The 17084-nt window shown below is 66.5% G+C and carries 13 protein-coding genes, 2 pseudogenes and 2 riboswitches; of the genes and pseudogenes, 8 read left to right on the top strand and 7 right to left on the bottom strand.

Annotation, left to right across the window (positions count from 1 at the left end):
• The first annotated feature begins 305 nt into the window (after positions 1 to 305).
• A complete protein-coding gene (locus ACIPG5_RS21590) occupies positions 306 to 572 on the top strand; it encodes a hypothetical protein (RefSeq protein ID WP_176510821.1) in 267 nt (88 codons plus the stop codon).
• A gap of 116 nt (positions 573 to 688) precedes the next feature.
• Here ACIPG5_RS21590 and ACIPG5_RS21585 read toward each other — a convergent pair whose 3' ends face one another.
• From ACIPG5_RS21585 to cobW, 4 genes are read right to left on the bottom strand one after another with little or no spacing between them, the layout of a single operon-like run.
• Entirely contained in the window at positions 689 to 1321 is a 633-nt protein-coding gene (locus ACIPG5_RS21585) for a VWA domain-containing protein (protein ID WP_401378024.1), read from the bottom strand.
• 35 nt (positions 1322 to 1356) lie between these two features.
• Positions 1357 to 2358, bottom strand: coding sequence for an ATP-binding protein (locus tag ACIPG5_RS21580; protein ID WP_176510819.1), 1002 nt, complete (start codon positions 2356 to 2358; stop codon positions 1357 to 1359).
• A 1-nt stretch (position 2359) separates the two neighbouring features.
• Positions 2360 to 6121, bottom strand: coding sequence for a cobaltochelatase subunit CobN (gene cobN / locus ACIPG5_RS21575; protein ID WP_401378021.1), 3762 nt, complete (start codon positions 6119 to 6121; stop codon positions 2360 to 2362).
• A gap of 3 nt (positions 6122 to 6124) precedes the next feature.
• Complete coding sequence (cobW, locus tag ACIPG5_RS21570; protein WP_236235718.1) at positions 6125 to 7192, bottom strand: cobalamin biosynthesis protein CobW; 1068 nt, start codon at positions 7190 to 7192, stop codon at positions 6125 to 6127.
• A 98-nt stretch (positions 7193 to 7290) separates the two neighbouring features.
• Positions 7291 to 7503: riboswitch (cobalamin riboswitch) on the bottom strand.
• A 100-nt stretch (positions 7504 to 7603) separates the two neighbouring features.
• Positions 7604 to 7827, top strand: a riboswitch (cobalamin riboswitch).
• A gap of 95 nt (positions 7828 to 7922) precedes the next feature.
• Here cobW and ACIPG5_RS21565 point away from each other — a divergent pair.
• The 7 genes from ACIPG5_RS21565 to ACIPG5_RS21535 all read left to right on the top strand — a co-directional run bounded on the left by ACIPG5_RS21565 (position 7923) and on the right by ACIPG5_RS21535 (position 14437).
• On the top strand, positions 7923 to 8108 hold the full coding sequence (locus ACIPG5_RS21565; RefSeq protein ID WP_110638052.1) for a CbtB domain-containing protein: 186 nt from the start codon (positions 7923 to 7925) through the stop codon (positions 8106 to 8108).
• A gap of 10 nt (positions 8109 to 8118) precedes the next feature.
• Complete coding sequence (locus ACIPG5_RS21560) at positions 8119 to 8811, top strand: CbtA family protein (protein ID WP_176510816.1); 693 nt, start codon at positions 8119 to 8121, stop codon at positions 8809 to 8811.
• Positions 8812 to 8828: 17 nt separating this feature from the next.
• Complete coding sequence (locus ACIPG5_RS21555; RefSeq protein WP_176510827.1) at positions 8829 to 9221, top strand: cobalamin biosynthesis protein; 393 nt, start codon at positions 8829 to 8831, stop codon at positions 9219 to 9221.
• A gap of 32 nt (positions 9222 to 9253) precedes the next feature.
• Complete coding sequence (gene cobM / locus ACIPG5_RS21550; protein WP_401378017.1) at positions 9254 to 10006, top strand: precorrin-4 C(11)-methyltransferase; 753 nt, start codon at positions 9254 to 9256, stop codon at positions 10004 to 10006.
• Positions 10007 to 10072: 66 nt separating this feature from the next.
• On the top strand, positions 10073 to 10315 hold the full coding sequence (locus ACIPG5_RS21545; protein WP_176510814.1) for a DUF1272 domain-containing protein: 243 nt from the start codon (positions 10073 to 10075) through the stop codon (positions 10313 to 10315).
• 217 nt (positions 10316 to 10532) lie between these two features.
• Positions 10533 to 11147 carry a response regulator transcription factor gene (locus ACIPG5_RS21540; RefSeq protein ID WP_176510813.1) on the top strand — a complete coding sequence of 205 codons (615 nt, stop codon included), beginning with the start codon at positions 10533 to 10535 and terminating at the stop codon, positions 11145 to 11147.
• A 14-nt stretch (positions 11148 to 11161) separates the two neighbouring features.
• Complete coding sequence (locus ACIPG5_RS21535) at positions 11162 to 14437, top strand: transporter substrate-binding domain-containing protein (RefSeq protein WP_401378013.1); 3276 nt, start codon at positions 11162 to 11164, stop codon at positions 14435 to 14437.
• Here ACIPG5_RS21535 and ACIPG5_RS21530 read toward each other — a convergent pair.
• The 3 genes and pseudogenes from ACIPG5_RS21530 to ACIPG5_RS21520 form a co-directional block, all read right to left on the bottom strand.
• A pseudogene (locus tag ACIPG5_RS21530) lies at positions 14412 to 14843 on the bottom strand (methyl-accepting chemotaxis protein); the annotation flags it as partial. The gene ACIPG5_RS21535 and the pseudogene ACIPG5_RS21530 sit on opposite strands and share 26 nt — an antisense overlap.
• A 105-nt stretch (positions 14844 to 14948) precedes the next feature.
• A pseudogene (locus ACIPG5_RS21525) lies at positions 14949 to 15731 on the bottom strand (PAS domain-containing protein); the annotation flags it as partial.
• A gap of 127 nt (positions 15732 to 15858) precedes the next feature.
• Entirely contained in the window at positions 15859 to 16878 is a 1020-nt protein-coding gene (locus tag ACIPG5_RS21520) for a LacI family DNA-binding transcriptional regulator (protein WP_176510810.1), read from the bottom strand.
• Positions 16879 to 17084 lie beyond the last annotated feature (206 nt).

The raw sequence follows: 17084 nt of genomic DNA, 5'->3' as shown, positions 1-17084 counted from the left end.
GAAAACAGTAAGTTGCGGCGCCGTTTTAACAGTAGCAACGAACTTGACGGTGCCCACTACCGTCTGTCTGCCCGATGCTGCAGGCGTGAAGCACGTTCGGAATTTTTCAATTTAATTGACGTCACACGCGGCGCCGGAAAATAAAAACGGTTCAAATCAAAAAAAATTATCAACGCGGTGTGACTCCACCCCTAACTTGGAGCATCAGTACGAATAACCCCGCACTGCAGATCGCGATACGCTGAAGCGACGTAGCAGTAACGCGGACCTTCATTACGCTGTTGGGAACATAGAGAGACCGAACCATGAATGCCCCGCTCCGTGTCAACGAAGCCCTGCTGATTGCCGACCACGCTTTCGAACCCTTCCAGTGCGTAGCCTGGGATGCGCCCAACGGTACGGGCGAGCTGAGCCTGGCGGTGATCGACCGGACCAGCACCCGCATCGGCAGCAAGCAAGTGTCGTCGTCTACCTATTCGGACCCGGCGCAATGGGCCAGCCTGATCGAGGAAGTGCGCGCCGAACTGTGCCAGAAAGGCTATGACCTGCAACCCTGGTCGATGCCCAAGTAATCGCCACGGTGCACCGGCAAGTGCGTGCCAGGCACGCACTTGTACAACTTCCAGCCTGCCGTCGAGGCAACTTTTTTAATGCGACATAGTGTCGCGCCACGCCCGCCTTTTACAACTCACCTTATTAACTTGAACTGTTCCAGATGCTGGTAATCGGCCTGCAGTTGTTCAGCTAACTGCTGTGCACGCCCCAAGCGAACTGGCGCCAATTCCATGTCTACCAATAAGGTGGCGCAAGGCATCGGGTGCAGCTCCCCTAAGCGTTGCAGGCGACCATCGGTAAAGATCAGGCAATGCTGAAGCTCCTGCGGATGGGCTTTGCGCCTGGCATTCAACCACCGGCGCGCCTGGTCGAGCGCCTCGATCAACGGCGTTCCCCCGCCCGCCCCCAGCGCTTGCAGCCAAGGCTGCAGCGCGGCTGATGCCTTGAGCCCATGCCGCTGCCACTGCGGCGCACCACCACTGGCGGTGAGCAGCGCCAGCCGGGCGCGCTGGCGATAGGCCTGGTCGAACAACTCGGCCAGCAAGCCTTTGCTCTGCGCCAATGCCTGATGGCGCCGGGTCGAGGCAGACGCGTCGACGATCACCAGCCACAATTGCGCGGCCTGGCCCTGGCGCTGCTGCCAGCACAGGTCCTGGCGCTGGCGAGGGCGCCCTTTCAGCAGCGTCGGCAACCAGGCCACGCGGCCCTTGCCCGACAGCTGGGCACGGCCACGGCTGGCGCCGCTCAGTTTGCCGACACGGGGCATGGCATCCGCCACCTTGTTGCCCGGTGGGCGGATGCTCAGGGCTTTTTTGCCCAGTTCGGCACCTCGCGCCGAGCACCGCTGCTGACCGGCTCTGCCGGCAGCGCGCCCCAATCGCCCTGCCCGCCTTGCTGCTGCGTTTCGCCGCGGGCGCTGGCAGGTGGCGTGGAATGGGCGGTGGGTTCTGGCAGCTGGCGGCGCCGGTGGCGCAGGGCGAACTCGGCCACCGCCTCCACATCGCCTTGCTCGATCGCCTCGCCGCCGCGCCAGGCGCAATGCGCACGCGCCGCACGCAGCCAGACCAGGTCGGCACGCAGGCCGTCGACACCGGCGGCATAGCAACGCTCGGTGATCCACGCCAGTGCCTGATCGTCGAGGGCAATCGCCGCCAGCGCCTGGCGCGCCGCCTGGCAGCGCTCGCGCAATTGCGCCTGGGCCGCAGCCCATTGCGCGCAGAACGCCTGTGGGTCGCTGTCGAACGCCAGGCGGCGACGAATGATCTGCTGACGCGCTTCAGGGGCCGGCAACCCTTCGAGCAGCACATTCAAGCCGAAACGGTCGAGCAATTGCGGGCGCAGCTCGCCTTCCTCGGGGTTCATGGTGCCGATCAGGACGAAACGGGCACTGTGCTGGTGCGAAATGCCATCGCGCTCGATGCGGTTGGTACCGCTGGCGGCCACGTCGAGCAGCAGGTCCACCAGGGTATCGGGCAGCAGGTTCACTTCATCGACATACAGCACGCCACCATCGGCCTGCGCCAGCACACCGGGGGAGAACTGCGCCTTGCCCTGCCCCAGCGCGGCGTCCAGGTCCAGCGTGCCGACCAGGCGCTCCTCACTGGCGCCCAGCGGCAAGGTCACGAAAGGCCCCTCGCCGAGCAGGTCCGCCAGGCCGCGGGCCAAGGTGCTCTTGGCCATGCCGCGTGGCCCCTCGATCAGCACGCCGCCGATCTTCGGGTCGATGGCCGTCAGGCACAGCGCCAGCTTGAGCGCGTCGGCGCCGACCACCGCAGCCAAGGGAAATTGCACGGGTTCACTCATTTCAAGCCTGTTCCTCGCCATCGAGCAGTTGTTCCTCGAGCGCTTCGCGATAGTCGCCCGGCTGCTCCCAGAGCCCGCGTTGCTGGGCCTCCAGCAACCGCTCGGTGAGGTCGCGCAGCGCCTCGGGGTTGTGCTCGCGCATGAAGTCGCGGGTCGCCGGGTCGAGCACGTAGGCATCGGCCAGCGACTGGTAATGATGATCGTCGATCAGGTGCGTGGTGGCGTCGAAGGCGAACAGGTTGTCGACCGTTGCCGCCAACTCGAACGCGCCCTTGTAGCCATGGCGCTTGGCCCCGTCGATCCACTTGGGGTTCAGCGCCCGGGCACGAATCACCCGGTTCAGCTCTTCCTTGAGGGTGCGGATGCGCGGGCGGTCGACCTGGCTGTGGTCGCCGTGGTAACTGGCCACCGGCGCACCGGCCAAGGTTTCGGACGCCGCCAGCATGCCGCCCTGGAACTGGTAGTAATCGTTGGAATCGAGCAGGTCGTGCTCATGGTTGTCCTGGTTCTGCAGCACCGCCTGGACCTGGCCCAGGCGCCGGGCGAACTGTGCGCGCGCCGGGGTGCCGTCGTCGCTGCCGCCATAGGCATAGCCACCATGGTTGAGGTAGACCTCGGCCAGGTCGTCGCGGCTGTGCCACAGGCGGCCGTCGATAGCGTTCTGCACACCGGCGCCGTAGGCACCGGGCTTGGCGCCGAACACCCGCCAGCCGGCCTCGCGTGCCGCCTGCTCGGGCGCCACGCCAGATGCCTGCAAAGTTTCGCGCTCCTGACGCACGCGGGCGGCCAGGGGGTTGAGGTCGCCAGGCTCGTCCAGCGCCGCCACCGCTTGCACCGCCGCATCGAACAGGCGGATCAGGTTGCCGAAGGCGTCGCGGAAAAAGCCCGAGACGCGCAAAGTCACGTCCACCCGCGGGCGGTCGAGCAGGCTCAGCGGCAGGATCTCGAAGTCATCGACGCGCTGGCTACCAGTGGCCCATACCGGCCGCACCCCCATCAGCGCCATGGCCTGGGCGATGTCGTCGCCGCCGGTGCGCATGGTCGCCGTGCCCCACACCGACAGCCCGAGCTGGCGCAGGTGGTCGCCGTGGTCCTGCAGGTGCCGCTCGAGAATCAGGTTCGCCGAGGCGAAGCCCAGGCGCCAGGCCGTGGTGGTGGGCAGGTTGCGCACATCCACGGTGTAGAAATTGCGCCCCGTGGGCAGCACATCGAGGCGGCCACGGCTGGGCGCGCCGCTGGGCCCGGCCGGCACGAAACGCCCCGCCAGGGCCGCCAGCAAGCCGTTGATCTCAGCCGGGCCGCAGGCGTCCAGGCTCGGCGCTACCTGCTCGCACAAGGCGCGCAGCACCGCCTGCACCGGCTGCCAGCACGGCTCGTCGGGCAGCTGCAGGGTTGCGCCCAGGGCCTGCTCGATCAGCTGCAACGCCAGCAGCTCCAGGCGCTCGCGGGTATCCCCGCAGGTGCGCCATGGCTCGTCGCTGATGGCCTGCAAGGCTGCCGGCCGTGGGCCGGGCCAGGGCTGGCCGAGGTCGCAGTCGAGTGGATCGAAGCCCAGCGCCAACGCCTTGGCCAGTGCGCGCAGCAGGCTGGCATTGCCCTCGCGGCCATCACCGCGTTCCACCCGCAGCAACGCCAGCAAGGTATCGACCCGCAGCCGCGCCTGGGGCGACTGGCCGAACACATGCAGGCCATCGCGAATCTGCGATTCCTTCAGGTCGCACAGGTAGGTGTCCAGCCGTGGCAGCCACACCGCGGCGTCGTCCAGCTGGCCTTCCAGCTGCAGCTCGCGGTCGATGTGGTTGGCCTTGACCAGTTCGAGGATATCGCGCTGCAGCTCGCGGGCACGCCGTGGGTCGAGCAGCTGCGCTTCGTAGAACTCGTCGGCCAGCTGCTCCAGGTGGCGCAGTGGGCCATAGGTTTCGGCACGGGTCAGCGGTGGCATCAGGTGATCGATGATCACTGCCTGGGTGCGGCGCTTGGCCTGGGCGCCCTCGCCCGGGTCATTGACGATGAACGGGTAGATGTTCGGCAGCGGGCCGAGCAAGGCGTCCGGCCAGCACGCGGCGGACAGGCCGACGCCCTTGCCGGGCAGCCACTCGAGGTTGCCGTGCTTGCCGACGTGGATCAGCGCATCGGCGGCATAGGCATGGCGCAGCCAGAAATAAAACGCCAGGTAGCCATGGGGCGGCACCAGGTCCGGGTCGTGGTACACGGCGCTGGGGTCGACCTGGTAGCCCCGGGCCGGCTGGATACCGACGAAGGTCAGGCCATAGCGCAAGCCGGCCACCATCAGCCGGCCACTGCGGTACATCGGGTCCTGCTCGGGCGGGCCCCAGCGTTCGAGCACGGCCTGGCGGTTGGCGGCCGGCAGGCGCTCGAAGGCTTCTTTATAGTCGGCCAGGCTCAAGCTCTGCGCGCACGGGCGCTGGTCGAGGTGATCGAGGTCGTTGGTCACACCGCCAAGCAGTTGGTGAATCAGCTGGGTGCCGCTGTGCGGCAGCTCGCCCAGCGGGTAGCCCTCGGCTTTCATGGCCTTGAGTATGTTCAGCGCGGCCGCCGGAGTGTCGAGGCCCACGCCATTGCCGATGCGCCCGTCGCGCGTCGGGTAGTTGGCCAGCACCAGCGCCACGCGCTTCTGCCCATTGGGCAGGCGCGCCAGCTCCACCCAGCGTCGCGCCAGTTCGGCGACGAAGTCCATGCGCTCGGGGTGGGCCCGGTAGCAGACCACATCGGACTGGCTGCGCTCGCTGCGCCAGGCCATGTCCTTGAAGCTGACCGGCCGGGTGATGATGCGCCCGTCCAGCTCCGGCAAGGCAATGTGCATGGCCAGGTCGCGGGCACCCAGGCCCTGCTCGCTGGCCTCCCAGGCTGGCTGGTTGTCTTGCGCGCAGATCGCCTGCAGCACCGCGATGTCCCGGCGAAACGGGCGCAGGTTGGGGCGCTCCGGGCTGGACATGGCGAACCCGGTGGTATTGATCAGAACCTCGGCGCCCACTTCGTCCAGCCACTGCTCCACCTGCTCCAGGCAGGGGCTTTCCTTGAGGCTGGCGACCGCAATCGGCAGCGGGTTGAGCCCGGCCGCCTGCAGGCGCTGGCAGAACACATCGATGAAGGCGGTGTTGGCGGCCTGCAGGTGCGAGCGGTAGAACAACAGCGGCGCCACCGGGTAGTCGGGGTGCCACTGGCTGTACCAGGCATCGGGCGTGGCGCTCGCCTGGCTGGGGTGATACACCGAGGTGCGCGGCAAGGGTTGCGGCTCGTCCCAGGTGTAGTCACGCCCAAGCCATTGGCTGGCCAGGCAGTTGAACAGGTTGAGGGCATTGGCCTTGCCGCCCTGGCGCAGGTAGTGCCAGAGGCGCTGGGCTGCGTCGCCGGTTACCGTGCCCAGGTCGGTCAGCTCCGGGTCCGGGCGGTCATCGCCCGGCACCAGGATCAACTGCACGCCATGGGCAGCCAGTACCACCAACTGCTCGACGCCATAGCGCCAATAGCCGACGCCGCCGTGCAACGACACCAGGATGACCTTGGCGTGGCGCAGCACCTCGTCTACATAAAGGTCGACCGAGGCATGGTTCTGCACCTGCATCGGGTTGGCCAGGCGCAGGCTGGGGAAATCATCGGGCAGTTGCTCGGCGGTTTCGGCGAGCAATGCCAGATGCGAGTCGCCGCTGCAGAGGATCACCAGCTCGGCGGGTGTCTGGCCAAGGTCGGCAATGCTGTCGTCCGGCACGAAGCCGCCGGGCTGGGTCCGCAGCAGGTGCATGGGTCAGGCGCCCAGGGCCTGGCGCAGGCGCGCTTCCAGTTGCACGGCATCGAGGTCCTGGCCGATCAGCACCAGGCGCGTGATGCGCGGCTCGTCGGCACGCCAGGCGCGGTCGAAGTGCTTGTCGAAACGGGTACCCACGCCCTGCACCAGCAGGCGCATCGGTTTACCGGGGATGGCGGCAAAGCCCTTGGCACGCAGGATGCCGAACTCCACCACCAGTTGCGTCAGGGCGTCGAGCAGCAGGCTTTCGTCAGCTTCGGGCAGGTCGATGGAGATGGAGTCGAAGGCGTCGTGGTCATGGTCGTCGTGATCGTCGCCGTCATGGTGTGAATCGTGGTGCGTGCGGCGGCCGTCGATGTGCTCCTCGGACTCGGCGCCCAGACCCAGCAACACGTCCAGTGGCAGGCGGCCGCTGCTGGCCTCGATCACCTTGACCGCAGGCGGCAGCTCTTCGGCCACTTCGGCGCGCACCTTGGCCAGGCCTTCGGCATCGATCAGGTCGGCCTTGTTCAGCACCACCAGGTCAGCGCTGGCCAACTGGTCGGCGAACAGCTCGTGCAGTGGCGATTCGTGGTCCAGGTTGGGGTCGAGCTTGCGCTGCGCGTCGACCTGGTCCGGGTAGGCGGCAAAGGTGCCGGCAGCCACGGCCGGGCTGTCGACCACGGTGATCACCGCATCGACGGTGCAGGCAGTACGGATTTCCGGCCACTGGAAGGCTTGGACCAAAGGCTTGGGCAAGGCCAGGCCGCTGGTTTCGATGAGGATGTGGTCGAGGTCGCCACGGCGGGCCACCAGCTCGCGCATGACCGGGAAGAATTCCTCCTGCACCGTGCAGCACAGGCAGCCGTTGGCCAACTCGTAGACGCGGCCGCTGGCCTCTTCTTCACTGCAGCCGATGCTGCATTGCTTGAGAATCTCGCCGTCGATGCCGAGTTCGCCGAACTCGTTGACGATGACCGCGATGCGCCGGCCCTGGGCATTGTCGAGCATGTGCCGCAGCAAGGTGGTCTTGCCCGAGCCGAGGAAGCCGGTGACGATGGTGACGGGGAGCTTGGCCAGTGTTTTCATGTCGCGTTGCCCTTGGCAAATGGCGCGGGCATGCGGGACGAAAGCCACGGGCCAGGCCGGCCGGGCTCGTTCGCCACCGGATCACCCCGCCCGGTTGAAAGTCGAAAACGTGTCGAGGCAGGTCTCCTGGCTTGCACCGTCGCGGCCCGTTCGATGAACGGGGCCGGGTAGGACGACGCCTTCCCGCGCTGGGGCGCAGTGGCTGTGTCGTTCCGTTGCCGGTGCTTACAGTTGCGGGGGCAGCCGCGGCTTGAACCGCGTTCCCGTCTTAGCTTCGGCATGGCCGAAGAACCTCGAAGCGGCAAGGCTACGCGGGGGGTGGCGGGTGGTCAACTGATGCGGTGGTTTTGTCGCCTCTCGCGCCGCCGTAATAACTTGCAACCAATTGACGGAAACCCTGCCCCGTGGTCTCCTAACGCCTTGCGTTCAGGTGCCCCCTTGGGGGTGAAACGGGAAACCGGTGCGTCGCAGGCCCTGCAACAGGGCCGGACCAGGCCGGTGCTGCCCCCGCAACGGTAAGCGAGCGAAGCGTCTAGACCACTGTGCCACGTCGTAGGGCATGGGAAGGTGATGCTTTAAAGGAGCCCTGCTCCTCCTCGCAAGCCCGGAGACCGGCCTGGCGTCACATGAACACCCCGCGGTGGGCGGGCGCTGTCGCATTCCCTCGGGCGCCTCGCGCCTGGGGCTGCCGCGCTTGCCCGTTGAGCTCAAAACAACAGAGGAACGCGTCATGCCCATCACCAGCGCCAAGCACAGCATCGCCACCCCCGTCACCCTCAGCCAGCGCGTCGTCATCGCCGTAGGGGCCAGCCTGCTGGGCCTGTGCCTGGTCTACTTCGCCGGTTTCTCGCACATCGAGGCGGTGCACAATGCCGCCCACGACACCCGCCACAGCGCCGCATTCCCTTGCCACTGAGGCCCGCCCGATGATCAAGCGCATTGCCCGCACCGCCGGGTTCAGCGGCCTGCTCGCAGCCTTGCTGCTGACCCTGCTGCAAAGCTTCTGGGTCGCCCCGCTGATTCTCCAGGCAGAAACCTACGAGACCGCCGCCCCTGCCGCCGAGCACCACAGCCATGACGGCGAAGCCGTCGCGGCCCACGAACACAGCGCCGAGGCCTGGTCGCCGGAAGATGGCTGGCAGCGCATCCTCTCGACCACCGGCGGCAACCTGGTGGTGGCTGTGGGCTTCGCCTTGATCCTGGCCGCCCTGTACAGCCTGCGCGAACCCAACCGGGTGAGCACCGGCGCGCTGTGGGGCCTGGCCGGCTTCGCGGTGTTCTGCCTGGCACCCACCCTGGGCCTGCCGCCCGAGTTGCCTGGCACCGCGGCCGCCGACCTGGGCCAGCGCCAGAGCTGGTGGATCGGCACCGCAGCCGCCACTGCGCTGGGGCTGGCGTTGCTGGTGTTCGCCCGGCACTGGCTGCTCAAGGTCGCCGGCGCGGTGCTGCTGGTAGTGCCGCACGTCATCGGCGCGCCGCAGCCTGAAGTTCACCAGAGCCTGGCGCCCGAGGCCCTGGAAACCCAGTTCAAGATCGCCTCGTGGCTGACCAATGCCGCGTTCTGGGTGGCCCTGGGCCTGCTCAGCGCCTGGCTGTATCGCCGCGCCCAGCACGCCTGATGGCCGCTGAAGCAGCCCTGCCGGCGCTGTACGCCGGCTTCGGCTGCCGCCGCGGCTGTTCGCTGGACCACCTCGACACGCTGCTGCGCCAGAGCCTGGCTGCCCACGGCCAGGCCCTGGGCACGCTGCGCGGCATTGCCACGATCAGCCTCAAGGCCGATGAGCCGGGGCTTGAGCAGTTGGCCCTGCGCCTCGGCTTGCCCCTGGTGGTGTTCACTGCCAGCCAGTTGCAGGCTTTCGAACCGTTGCTCACCCACCGTTCGGCCTCTGCCTACGCCCACAGCGGCTGCTGGGGCGTTGCCGAAAGTGCGGCCCTGGCCCTGGCCAGTCGCGAGCACGGCAGCGCCAGGCTCAGGGTAATGCGGCAATCTTCAGGCGCCGCTACCGTCGCCCTGGCCTGCGGCGGATAATCGCTTCAACCATTTACCTGCAAGGAATTTCCATGACGGTCTACTTCATCGGCGCCGGCCCCGGCGACCCGGAGCTGATCACGGTCAAGGGCCAGCGCCTGATCCGTCAGTGCCCGGTGATCATCTATGCCGGCTCGCTGGTGCCGCCGGCGGTGCTCGAAGGCCACCAGGCCGAGACGCTCATCAACAGCGCCGAGCTGCACCTGGAACAGATCATCGAGGCCATCCGCGCAGCCCATGAACGGGGCCAGGACGTGGCGCGCGTGCACAGTGGCGACCCCAGCCTGTACGGCGCCATCGGCGAGCAGATTCGCCACTTGCGCGAGCTGGGCATCGACTACCAGATCATCCCCGGGGTCACGGCCACCGCGGCCAGCGCCGCTTTGCTGGGCTGCGAGCTGACCCTGCCGGAGGTGGCGCAGACCGTCATCCTGACCCGCTATGGCGACAGCTCGCCGATGCCGGCAGGCGAGCAGTTGGCCGACCTGGCCCGCCACGGCGCGACCCTGGCCATTCACCTGGGGGTCAAGCACCTGCCACGCATCGTCGAAGAGTTGCGCCCCCACTACGGCGCCGATTGCCCGATTGCCGTGGTCCACCGCGCCACCTGGCCGGACCAGGACTGGGTGCGCGCAACCTTGGCCGATATCGTCGAGAAGGTCGCGGCAAAAGGGTTTCGTCGCACAGCGCTGATCCTTGTCGGCCACGTGCTGGGCGATGCACCGTTTGCCGAATCGGCCTTGTACCGCGCCGGCCACGCGCACCTGTACCGCCCCGGCGGCTGAGCATTGCCAACGGCGCACCTGGCAGCGCAGACTCCGGGATCGTTCCCGCCCACCGGAGTCACGCCCATGCTGGAGCTGCGCCCCAACTGCGAATGCTGCGATGTCGACCTGCCCGGCGACAGCCTTGAAGCATTCATCTGTTCGTTCGAATGCACCTTCTGCCGAAGCTGCAGCGAATCTCGCCTGCATAGCCGCTGCCCGAACTGCTCCGGCCAACTGCTGCCGCGCCCGGCGCGGGTCGGCCTGGCATTGAGCAACAACCCGGCATCGACGCTACGCATACGCAAACCTCACCCCGCCTGCCAATAACCCCCCCTCCAGCACAGGCATCGTCGCCTTCGCGCGATGCCTGGCGCGCTTTTTTGTAGGATTTTTCCACAATAACCGCTCGGTTGTTCAACAGATCTATACTCGCCATTACCAAGCATCCGGAATGGCCGTATCGTGCTGCGCTGCAGAAAGAACTTGCAGGCATATTCCTGATTAAGCACAGGAAATGGTCCACATTCCGACAGGAGTTAACTTCATGACAACCGTGTTGATCGTTGACGACCACCCCATCGTCAGGCTGTCCATGCGCCTGCTGCTGGAGCGCGAGCGCTTCCGCGTCGTTGGCGAAGTAGGCAACGGCAGCGAAGTGGCGCAGGTAGCGCGCGAACTGCGTCCCGATGTGGTGGTACTGGACATCGGCCTGCCCGGCCTTGATGGCATGGAGGTCATCAAGCGCCTTCAGCAGCTGGAACCCGTACCCAAGATCATGGTGCTGACCGGGCAGGCCACCGACCTCTACGTGCGCCGCTGCCTGGACGCTGGCATTGGCGCATTCGTGACCAAGGATGAAGACCACGAAGCATTGATCTTCGCCCTCAAGGCACTGATCAAGGGCTACTCCACGTTTCCCCAGATGTCGGTCAACAGCAACACCCTCGACAGCGAACCCAGGCGCCTGGAAAGCCTGTCCAACCGCGAGATGGAAGTGTTGCGCCGCCTCGCCCGGGGCGAGAACAACAAGCACATAGGCGGCAGCATGAACCTCAGCGCCAAGACCATCAGCACCTACCGGGGCCGCATCATGGAGAAGCTCAAGACCGAATCGCTGGTGGAAATGGTCGACCTGGCCAAACGCAACCACGTCAACTGAGCGCCCCTCTCGCGATGAAGCGCTACTCCACCGGCGTGCTTTTGGCACTGTGCCTGACGTGCTGCCCCCAGCAGGCACTCGCCGATGCCGAGCCGCGCCAGTTGCTGGCGCGCGCCACCAGCGTCACCCAGCCACTGCAACTGGACAGCCAGGACCGCCAGTGGCTGCAGCAGCGCAAGGCCCTGCGGCTGGGCAGCTCCCGCCCCGACTACCCACCCTTCGAAATCAACATCAGCCCGTCCGACTACGAAGGCCTGAGCGCCGATTTTGCAGGGCTGATCGGTGAGCAGCTGGGCATCCCGGTACAGGTCATGCGCTTTGCCAGCCGCCACGAGGCGATCGCCGCCCTGCGCGAGGGCAAGATCGACCTGCTGGGCAGCTCCAACGGGTTCGAGGCTGCCGATGCCCAGTTGAGCCTGAGCGAGCCTTACGCCGACGACCTGCCAGTAATCGTCACCCGTGAAGACCGCAGCCTCAGGGACAACCCGAGCCTGGCCGGCATGCGCCTGGCGATGGTCGACCACTACTTGCCCGGCGAGACGGTCCGCAACCTCTACCCCAATGCCCAGCTGAGCCTCTATCGCTCGACCCTGGCCGGCCTGGCGGCGGTCGAGCTGGGTGAAGCCGACGCCTACCTGGGCGACGCCATCAGCACCGACTACCTGATCGGCAAGAGCTATCAAGGCACGGTGAAAATCGACAGTTTCTGCCAGGCCAAGCCCGGCACCTTCTCCTTTGCCCTGGCCAACGACAACCCACGCCTGCGCCGCCTGATCGATGCGGCCCTGGACAGGATCACCGAAAGCGAACGGCTGAACATCCTGCGGCGCTGGACCAGTGGCAACACCAGCCTCTTGCTGGAGCGCCACCTCTCGGCCCTGAGCGATGAAGAAAAGGCCTGGATCCAGCGCCACCCGACGGTCAGCGTGCTGGTCGACCCGGCCCTGGCGCCGCTGACCTTCAACGATGCCCAGCAGCGAACCAGTGGCATCACCGTCGACCTGCTCAAGCAGATCACCCATCGCACCGGCCTGCAGTTCACCCTGATCGAGCGCAACAGCGTGCAGGCCATGGTCGAGCAGGTGGCGCGCGGCGAAGCGCAGATGATCGGCGCGCTGGGCTATGGCGTCGATCGCGCCAGCCAGTTGCGCTACACCCGGCCCTACCTGGTCAGCCCCAGGGTGCTGGTCGCGCGCAACCAGGCAGCCTGGCCACTGCAGAGCCGCGACCTGGATGGCAAGCGCATCGCCCTGCTGCGCGGCTCGCCCTTGCGCGCCGAGGTACTGCGCCAGTACCCCAATGCCACGGTGATCGAAGCCAAAAACCCGCTGGCCCTGATGGAATCGGTGGCCACCGGCGAAGCCGACGTGGCCTACAGCAGTCACATCAATGCCACCTACTACATCAACCATGTGTTCAAGGACCAGCTGCGCATCGCCAGCGTGCTGGGCGACGACCCGGCGGCCGCCGCGTTCGCCGTAGCCCCCGGCCAGCCCCAGCTGCAGGCCATCCTCGACAAGACCTTGCTGAGCATCCCCCCCGAAGAGCTGGACCAGTTGGTCAACCGCTGGCGTACCAGCTCGCTGGTCAGTGACGGCCCCTGGCGCAATTACCGTACCTTGGCACTGCAGGTACTGGTGCTCTCGGCCCTGCTGCTGGCCGGGGTGGTGTTCTGGAACAGCTACCTGCGCAAGTTGATCCACCAGCGCACCGAAGCCCAGCATGCCCTGCAGGCCCAGCTGGGCCTGAGCCGCGGCCTGCTCGAACAACTGCGCCAGGCCAAGGACGACGCGGAACAGGCCAGCCACACCAAAAGCACCTTCCTGGCCACCATGAGCCACGAAATACGCACCCCCATGAACGCGGTGATCGGCTTGCTCGAGCTGGCCCTGGAAGACAGCCGGGTCAGCCGCTGCGACCCGCAGACGCTGCAGACCGCGCACGATTCCGCCGTCGGCCTGCTGGGCCTGATCGGCGACATACTGGACATCTCGCGCATCGAATCCGGCCACATGACCTTGCAGCCCGTGCCCACCGACCTGGTCGAGCTGGTACGCGGCACCTTGCGGGTGTTCGAAGGCAATGCACGGAGCAAGGGCCTGCACCTGCACAGCGAACTGCCGCAAGGGCCGGCCTGGGTCATGGCCGACCCGCTGCGCCTCAAGCAGATCCTCTCCAACCTTCTGAGCAACGCCATCAAATTCACCGATCGCGGTGAAGTGCATACCCGCCTGCAACTGCAGCCAGGCGCCACGGCCGATGACGTGCAGGTGGCGTTGTGCGTGCGCGACACCGGCATCGGCATCGGCGCTGCTGACCAAACCCGCCTGTTCAGCGCCTTTGCCCAGGCCGAAGGCCCGCGTGCCCACCAGGGCGCCGGCCTGGGCCTGGTGATCAGCCGCACCCTGGCCGAGCTGATGGGCGGCGAGTTGCAGCTGCAGAGCGTGCAAGGCGTGGGCACCCTGGTGGACGTCAAGTTGCAGTTGCCCGGCTGTGCGGCGCCCCTGCCCGCCGAGCCTGGCAGCGCGCACCAGGAACACGCAAGCAGGCCGCTGAACATCCTGGTGGTGGATGACTACCCGGCCAACCTGCTGTTGCTGGAAAAGCAGCTCGATACCCTGGGCCATCGGGTCACGCTGGCCGAGCATGGCGAAGCGGCGCTGGCGCTGTGGCAACAATCGTCATTCGACCTGGTCATCACCGATTGCAGCATGCCGGTGATGGACGGCCATGAGCTGGCCCGGCGCATCCGCCAGCTGGAGCAGGCCCGCGGCACGCCTGGCTGCTGGATTCTCGGCGTCACCGCCAACGCCCAGGCCGAAGAGCGTGAACGCTGCCTGGCCAGCGGCATGGACGATTGCCTGTTCAAACCGATTGGCCTGAGCGCGCTGAAAATGCACCTGCCCCAGGCCCGCAGCAATGCAGCCGCGCCCGCCGAACGGGCCAGCGGGTTTGCGCTGAACGAATTGCACCACCTGACCCAGAATGACCCGCAGCTGATCCGCCACCTGCTCGAGCAGCTCACGCAAACCGCCGCAGAAGACCTGGCCACCCTGCGGGCCCTGGGCCCTACACCGCAGGACGACGCCCTGGGGCGCATCACTCACCGCATCAAAGGCGGCGCCAAGATGCTCAAGGTGCGCGGCGTGGTGAGCGACTGCGAAGCGATCGAGCGCGCCCAGGCGCAGGGTTTGCCAACCGAGGCGCTGCAGGCGCAACTGGAAGCCAGCCTGACGACCCTGCAGCGCGAACTTGCCGACACCCTCAGTGCAGTTGCAGCGTCGAGCTGATCTGGCTGATGGCATCGACCACGTGGCGTGAGCCCTGCTGAATTTCCATGATCACGGTGCCGGCCTCGTTGGCCAGTTCCACACCGCGCCCGGTCCGGGTCAGGCTCGATTGCATGCTGGCCACCGCCGTCAGCGACAGGTCATGGTTCTGGCGCACCACATCGACGATTTCCAGGGTCGCCTTGCTGGTGCGCGCCGCCAGGCTGCGCACCTCATCGGCCACCACGGCAAAGCCGCGGCCGTGCTCACCGGCACGGGCGGCCTCGATGGCGGCGTTCAAGGCCAGCAGGTTGGTCTGGTCGGCGATGCCGCGAATGGTCAGCACGATCTGCCCGATCACATCCGACTGCTTGCTCACCGCATCGATGCTGCGCGCGGCATCGTTGAGCTCCTGGGAAATCTGCTCGATCACCTGCACGGTCTGCTGGACGACTTCGGTGCCTTTGCGCGCGCAGGCGTCGGTCTGCACCGAACTGGCATGGGCCGCGTCCGCCGCGCTCTGCTGGGTACTGACCTGGGCGGTGATGTCGCTGGCGAACTTGACCACCTTGTACAAGCGGCCCTTGCTGTCGAAGATCGGGTTGTAGGAGGCCTCCAGGTACACCGTCTGGCCCTGCTTGTTGACCCGCTCGAAGCGATGGGAATGGTATTCGCCACGGTTGAGCGACGCCCAGAACTCGCGGTACTGGGCCGATTCACGCTCGTGCGGGTGACAGAACAGCCCGTGATGGCGGCCGGTGACCTCGTCCATGCGATAGCCCATGGTCGTGAGGAAATTGTCGTTGGCCGTTATCACCCGCCCCTGCGGGGTGAACTCGACCACCGCCATGGAGCGGCCGATGGCCTTGAGCAGGCTCTCGCTTTCATGTTCGTCCTTGACCCGCTGGCTGATGTCGGACGCCACCTTGATCACGCTGGTGACCTGCTGGCGCTCATCGACCACCGGCATGTAGCTGGCTTCGAGCCAGACCTCGCGCCCGGCCTTGTCGACCCGCTCGAAGGTACCGCTGATCGCCCGCCCCTCGCCCAGCTCGCGCCACAGCTGCTGGTACTCGGCGCTCTTGGCATAGGCCGGATCGCAGAACACCCGGTGGTGCTTGCCGCGCAATTCCTCGGCGCTGTACCCCATGGCCTGGCAGAACTGGGCATTGGCATCGAGGATGGTGCCGTCAGGCGTGAACTCGATGATCGCCATGTTTCGGCTGATCGCCGCGAGCTTGGCCTGGCTCTCTGCCAGCGCCTGGCGAATGCGTTGAATCTCGATCAAATCGGATTTGCGATGGAAATCGAACATGGCGCCGGGGTCCTATGTACGCAGGGTTTCCTGAGCATAGATCGGCGCAAGCGGCATGCAAGCACACTGCTATCACTTAGTGAATAGTCAATCTGTCATAAAGGCTGGCATGCCCGCGCCAGGCGGCTCAGGAGCTTTCCCGCACCATCAGTTCAAAGCCTAGATCCTGCTGCTCGGCCGCAACTCGCCTGCCATCGAGCAAGGCCAGCAACGCCTGCGCCGCGCTCCGACCAACGGCAGCGCGCGGCGTGCGAATCGAGGTCAGCCGCGGCACCATGTGCGCCGATGCCGGCAGGTCGTTGAAGCCGACCATCGCCACCTGGCGCGGCACCTCGATACCTTGGCGCAGCGCCTGCAGCACCGCGCCCTGGGCCAGGTCGTCGTTGCAGAAGAAAATGCCGTCCACATCCGGCGCCTGTGCCAGCAACTGGCTGAACAGCTCGCTGCCGAGCGCGATCGACGAAGGCTGTGGCGCCAGGATTTCCAGCTCGGTTGCCTGCATGCCAGCCTCGGCCAAGGCCTGGCGGAAGCCCTCGGCACGCTGCATCACCCGTGGGTCGAGCTGCGCCGCGATGAACGCCAGGCGCCGCCGGCCGCGCTCGATCAGGTGGCGGGCGGCGGCGCGGCCGGCCTGCTGCTGGGAAAAGCCCACCGACAGCGCCCCGGGCGCGCCGCCCAGCTCCATCATGTGCACGCAGGGCACGCCACTGGCGGCCAGCATCTGGCGCGAGGCATCGCTGCGGTCGAAGCCGGTCAGCAGCATGCCGCAGGGCTGATAGGCCAGGTAGTTGCGGATCAGGTTTTCTTCTTCGTCGATATCGTAGTGATAGTTGCCGATCAGCACTTCCAGCCCACGCGGGCGCATGACCTCGTGGATGGCCTCCAGGGTGTCGATGAACAGCTGGTTGGACAGCGACGGGATCAGCACCACCACCGACTGGCTGCGCGCCGAGGCCAACGCCCGGGCAGCCGGGTTGGCGACGTAGCCCAGGCTCGCCGCAGCGGCAATGACCTTTTCCACCAGCGCCGGGGCCACCGTGCTGACGCCGCGCAAGGCGCGTGAAGCGGTAATCGGGGAAACCCCGGAGAGCCTGGCGACTTCTGCCAGCGTGGGACGACCGGTGGTGCGAGAGCCTGTACGGGACATGGATGTTGTAATTTTACTACTTGCCAAGGGAGGGGAACGGCCACTAAGGTAGCGCTGTCTCAGGACGCAGGCAATGTAATCTTTGGGAGTGGCCACTACACGCACTCTGCCAAGCGTCCATACTGCGTAAGGACAAAATCAATAACACCGGGGGGTGGCGTTTCGTCTATGCCGAGACAGCGCTACCTCACCCCGCAGGAGGTACT

Origin of the sequence: Pseudomonas sp. NPDC087029 (assembly GCF_044745345.1) — a bacterium.
GTDB classification, from domain to species: domain Bacteria; phylum Pseudomonadota; class Gammaproteobacteria; order Pseudomonadales; family Pseudomonadaceae; genus Aquipseudomonas; species Aquipseudomonas faucium.
The sequence above is the reverse complement of the archived record's forward strand: the minus strand, read 5'-3'. Positions and strand labels throughout refer to the sequence as shown.

Excerpts from the sequence above, each read along its gene's own strand:
- ACIPG5_RS21590 (WP_176510821.1), top strand. The coding sequence starts at position 306 with ATGAATGCCCCGCTCCGTGTCAACGAAGCCCTGCTGATTGCCGACCAC.
- cobW (WP_236235718.1), bottom strand. The coding sequence starts at position 7,192 with ATGAAAACACTGGCCAAGCTCCCCGTCACCATCGTCACCGGCTTCCTC.
- ACIPG5_RS21560 (WP_176510816.1), top strand. The coding sequence starts at position 8,119 with ATGATCAAGCGCATTGCCCGCACCGCCGGGTTCAGCGGCCTGCTCGCA.
- ACIPG5_RS21580 (WP_176510819.1), bottom strand. The coding sequence starts at position 2,358 with ATGAGTGAACCCGTGCAATTTCCCTTGGCTGCGGTGGTCGGCGCCGAC.
- ACIPG5_RS21535 (WP_401378013.1), top strand. The coding sequence starts at position 11,162 with ATGAAGCGCTACTCCACCGGCGTGCTTTTGGCACTGTGCCTGACGTGC.
- ACIPG5_RS21585 (WP_401378024.1), bottom strand. The coding sequence starts at position 1,321 with ATGCCCCGTGTCGGCAAACTGAGCGGCGCCAGCCGTGGCCGTGCCCAG.
- ACIPG5_RS21565 (WP_110638052.1), top strand. The coding sequence starts at position 7,923 with ATGCCCATCACCAGCGCCAAGCACAGCATCGCCACCCCCGTCACCCTC.
- ACIPG5_RS21545 (WP_176510814.1), top strand. The coding sequence starts at position 10,073 with ATGCTGGAGCTGCGCCCCAACTGCGAATGCTGCGATGTCGACCTGCCC.
- cobN (WP_401378021.1), bottom strand. The coding sequence starts at position 6,121 with ATGCACCTGCTGCGGACCCAGCCCGGCGGCTTCGTGCCGGACGACAGC.
- cobM (WP_401378017.1), top strand. The coding sequence starts at position 9,254 with ATGACGGTCTACTTCATCGGCGCCGGCCCCGGCGACCCGGAGCTGATC.
- ACIPG5_RS21540 (WP_176510813.1), top strand. The coding sequence starts at position 10,533 with ATGACAACCGTGTTGATCGTTGACGACCACCCCATCGTCAGGCTGTCC.
- ACIPG5_RS21520 (WP_176510810.1), bottom strand. The coding sequence starts at position 16,878 with ATGTCCCGTACAGGCTCTCGCACCACCGGTCGTCCCACGCTGGCAGAA.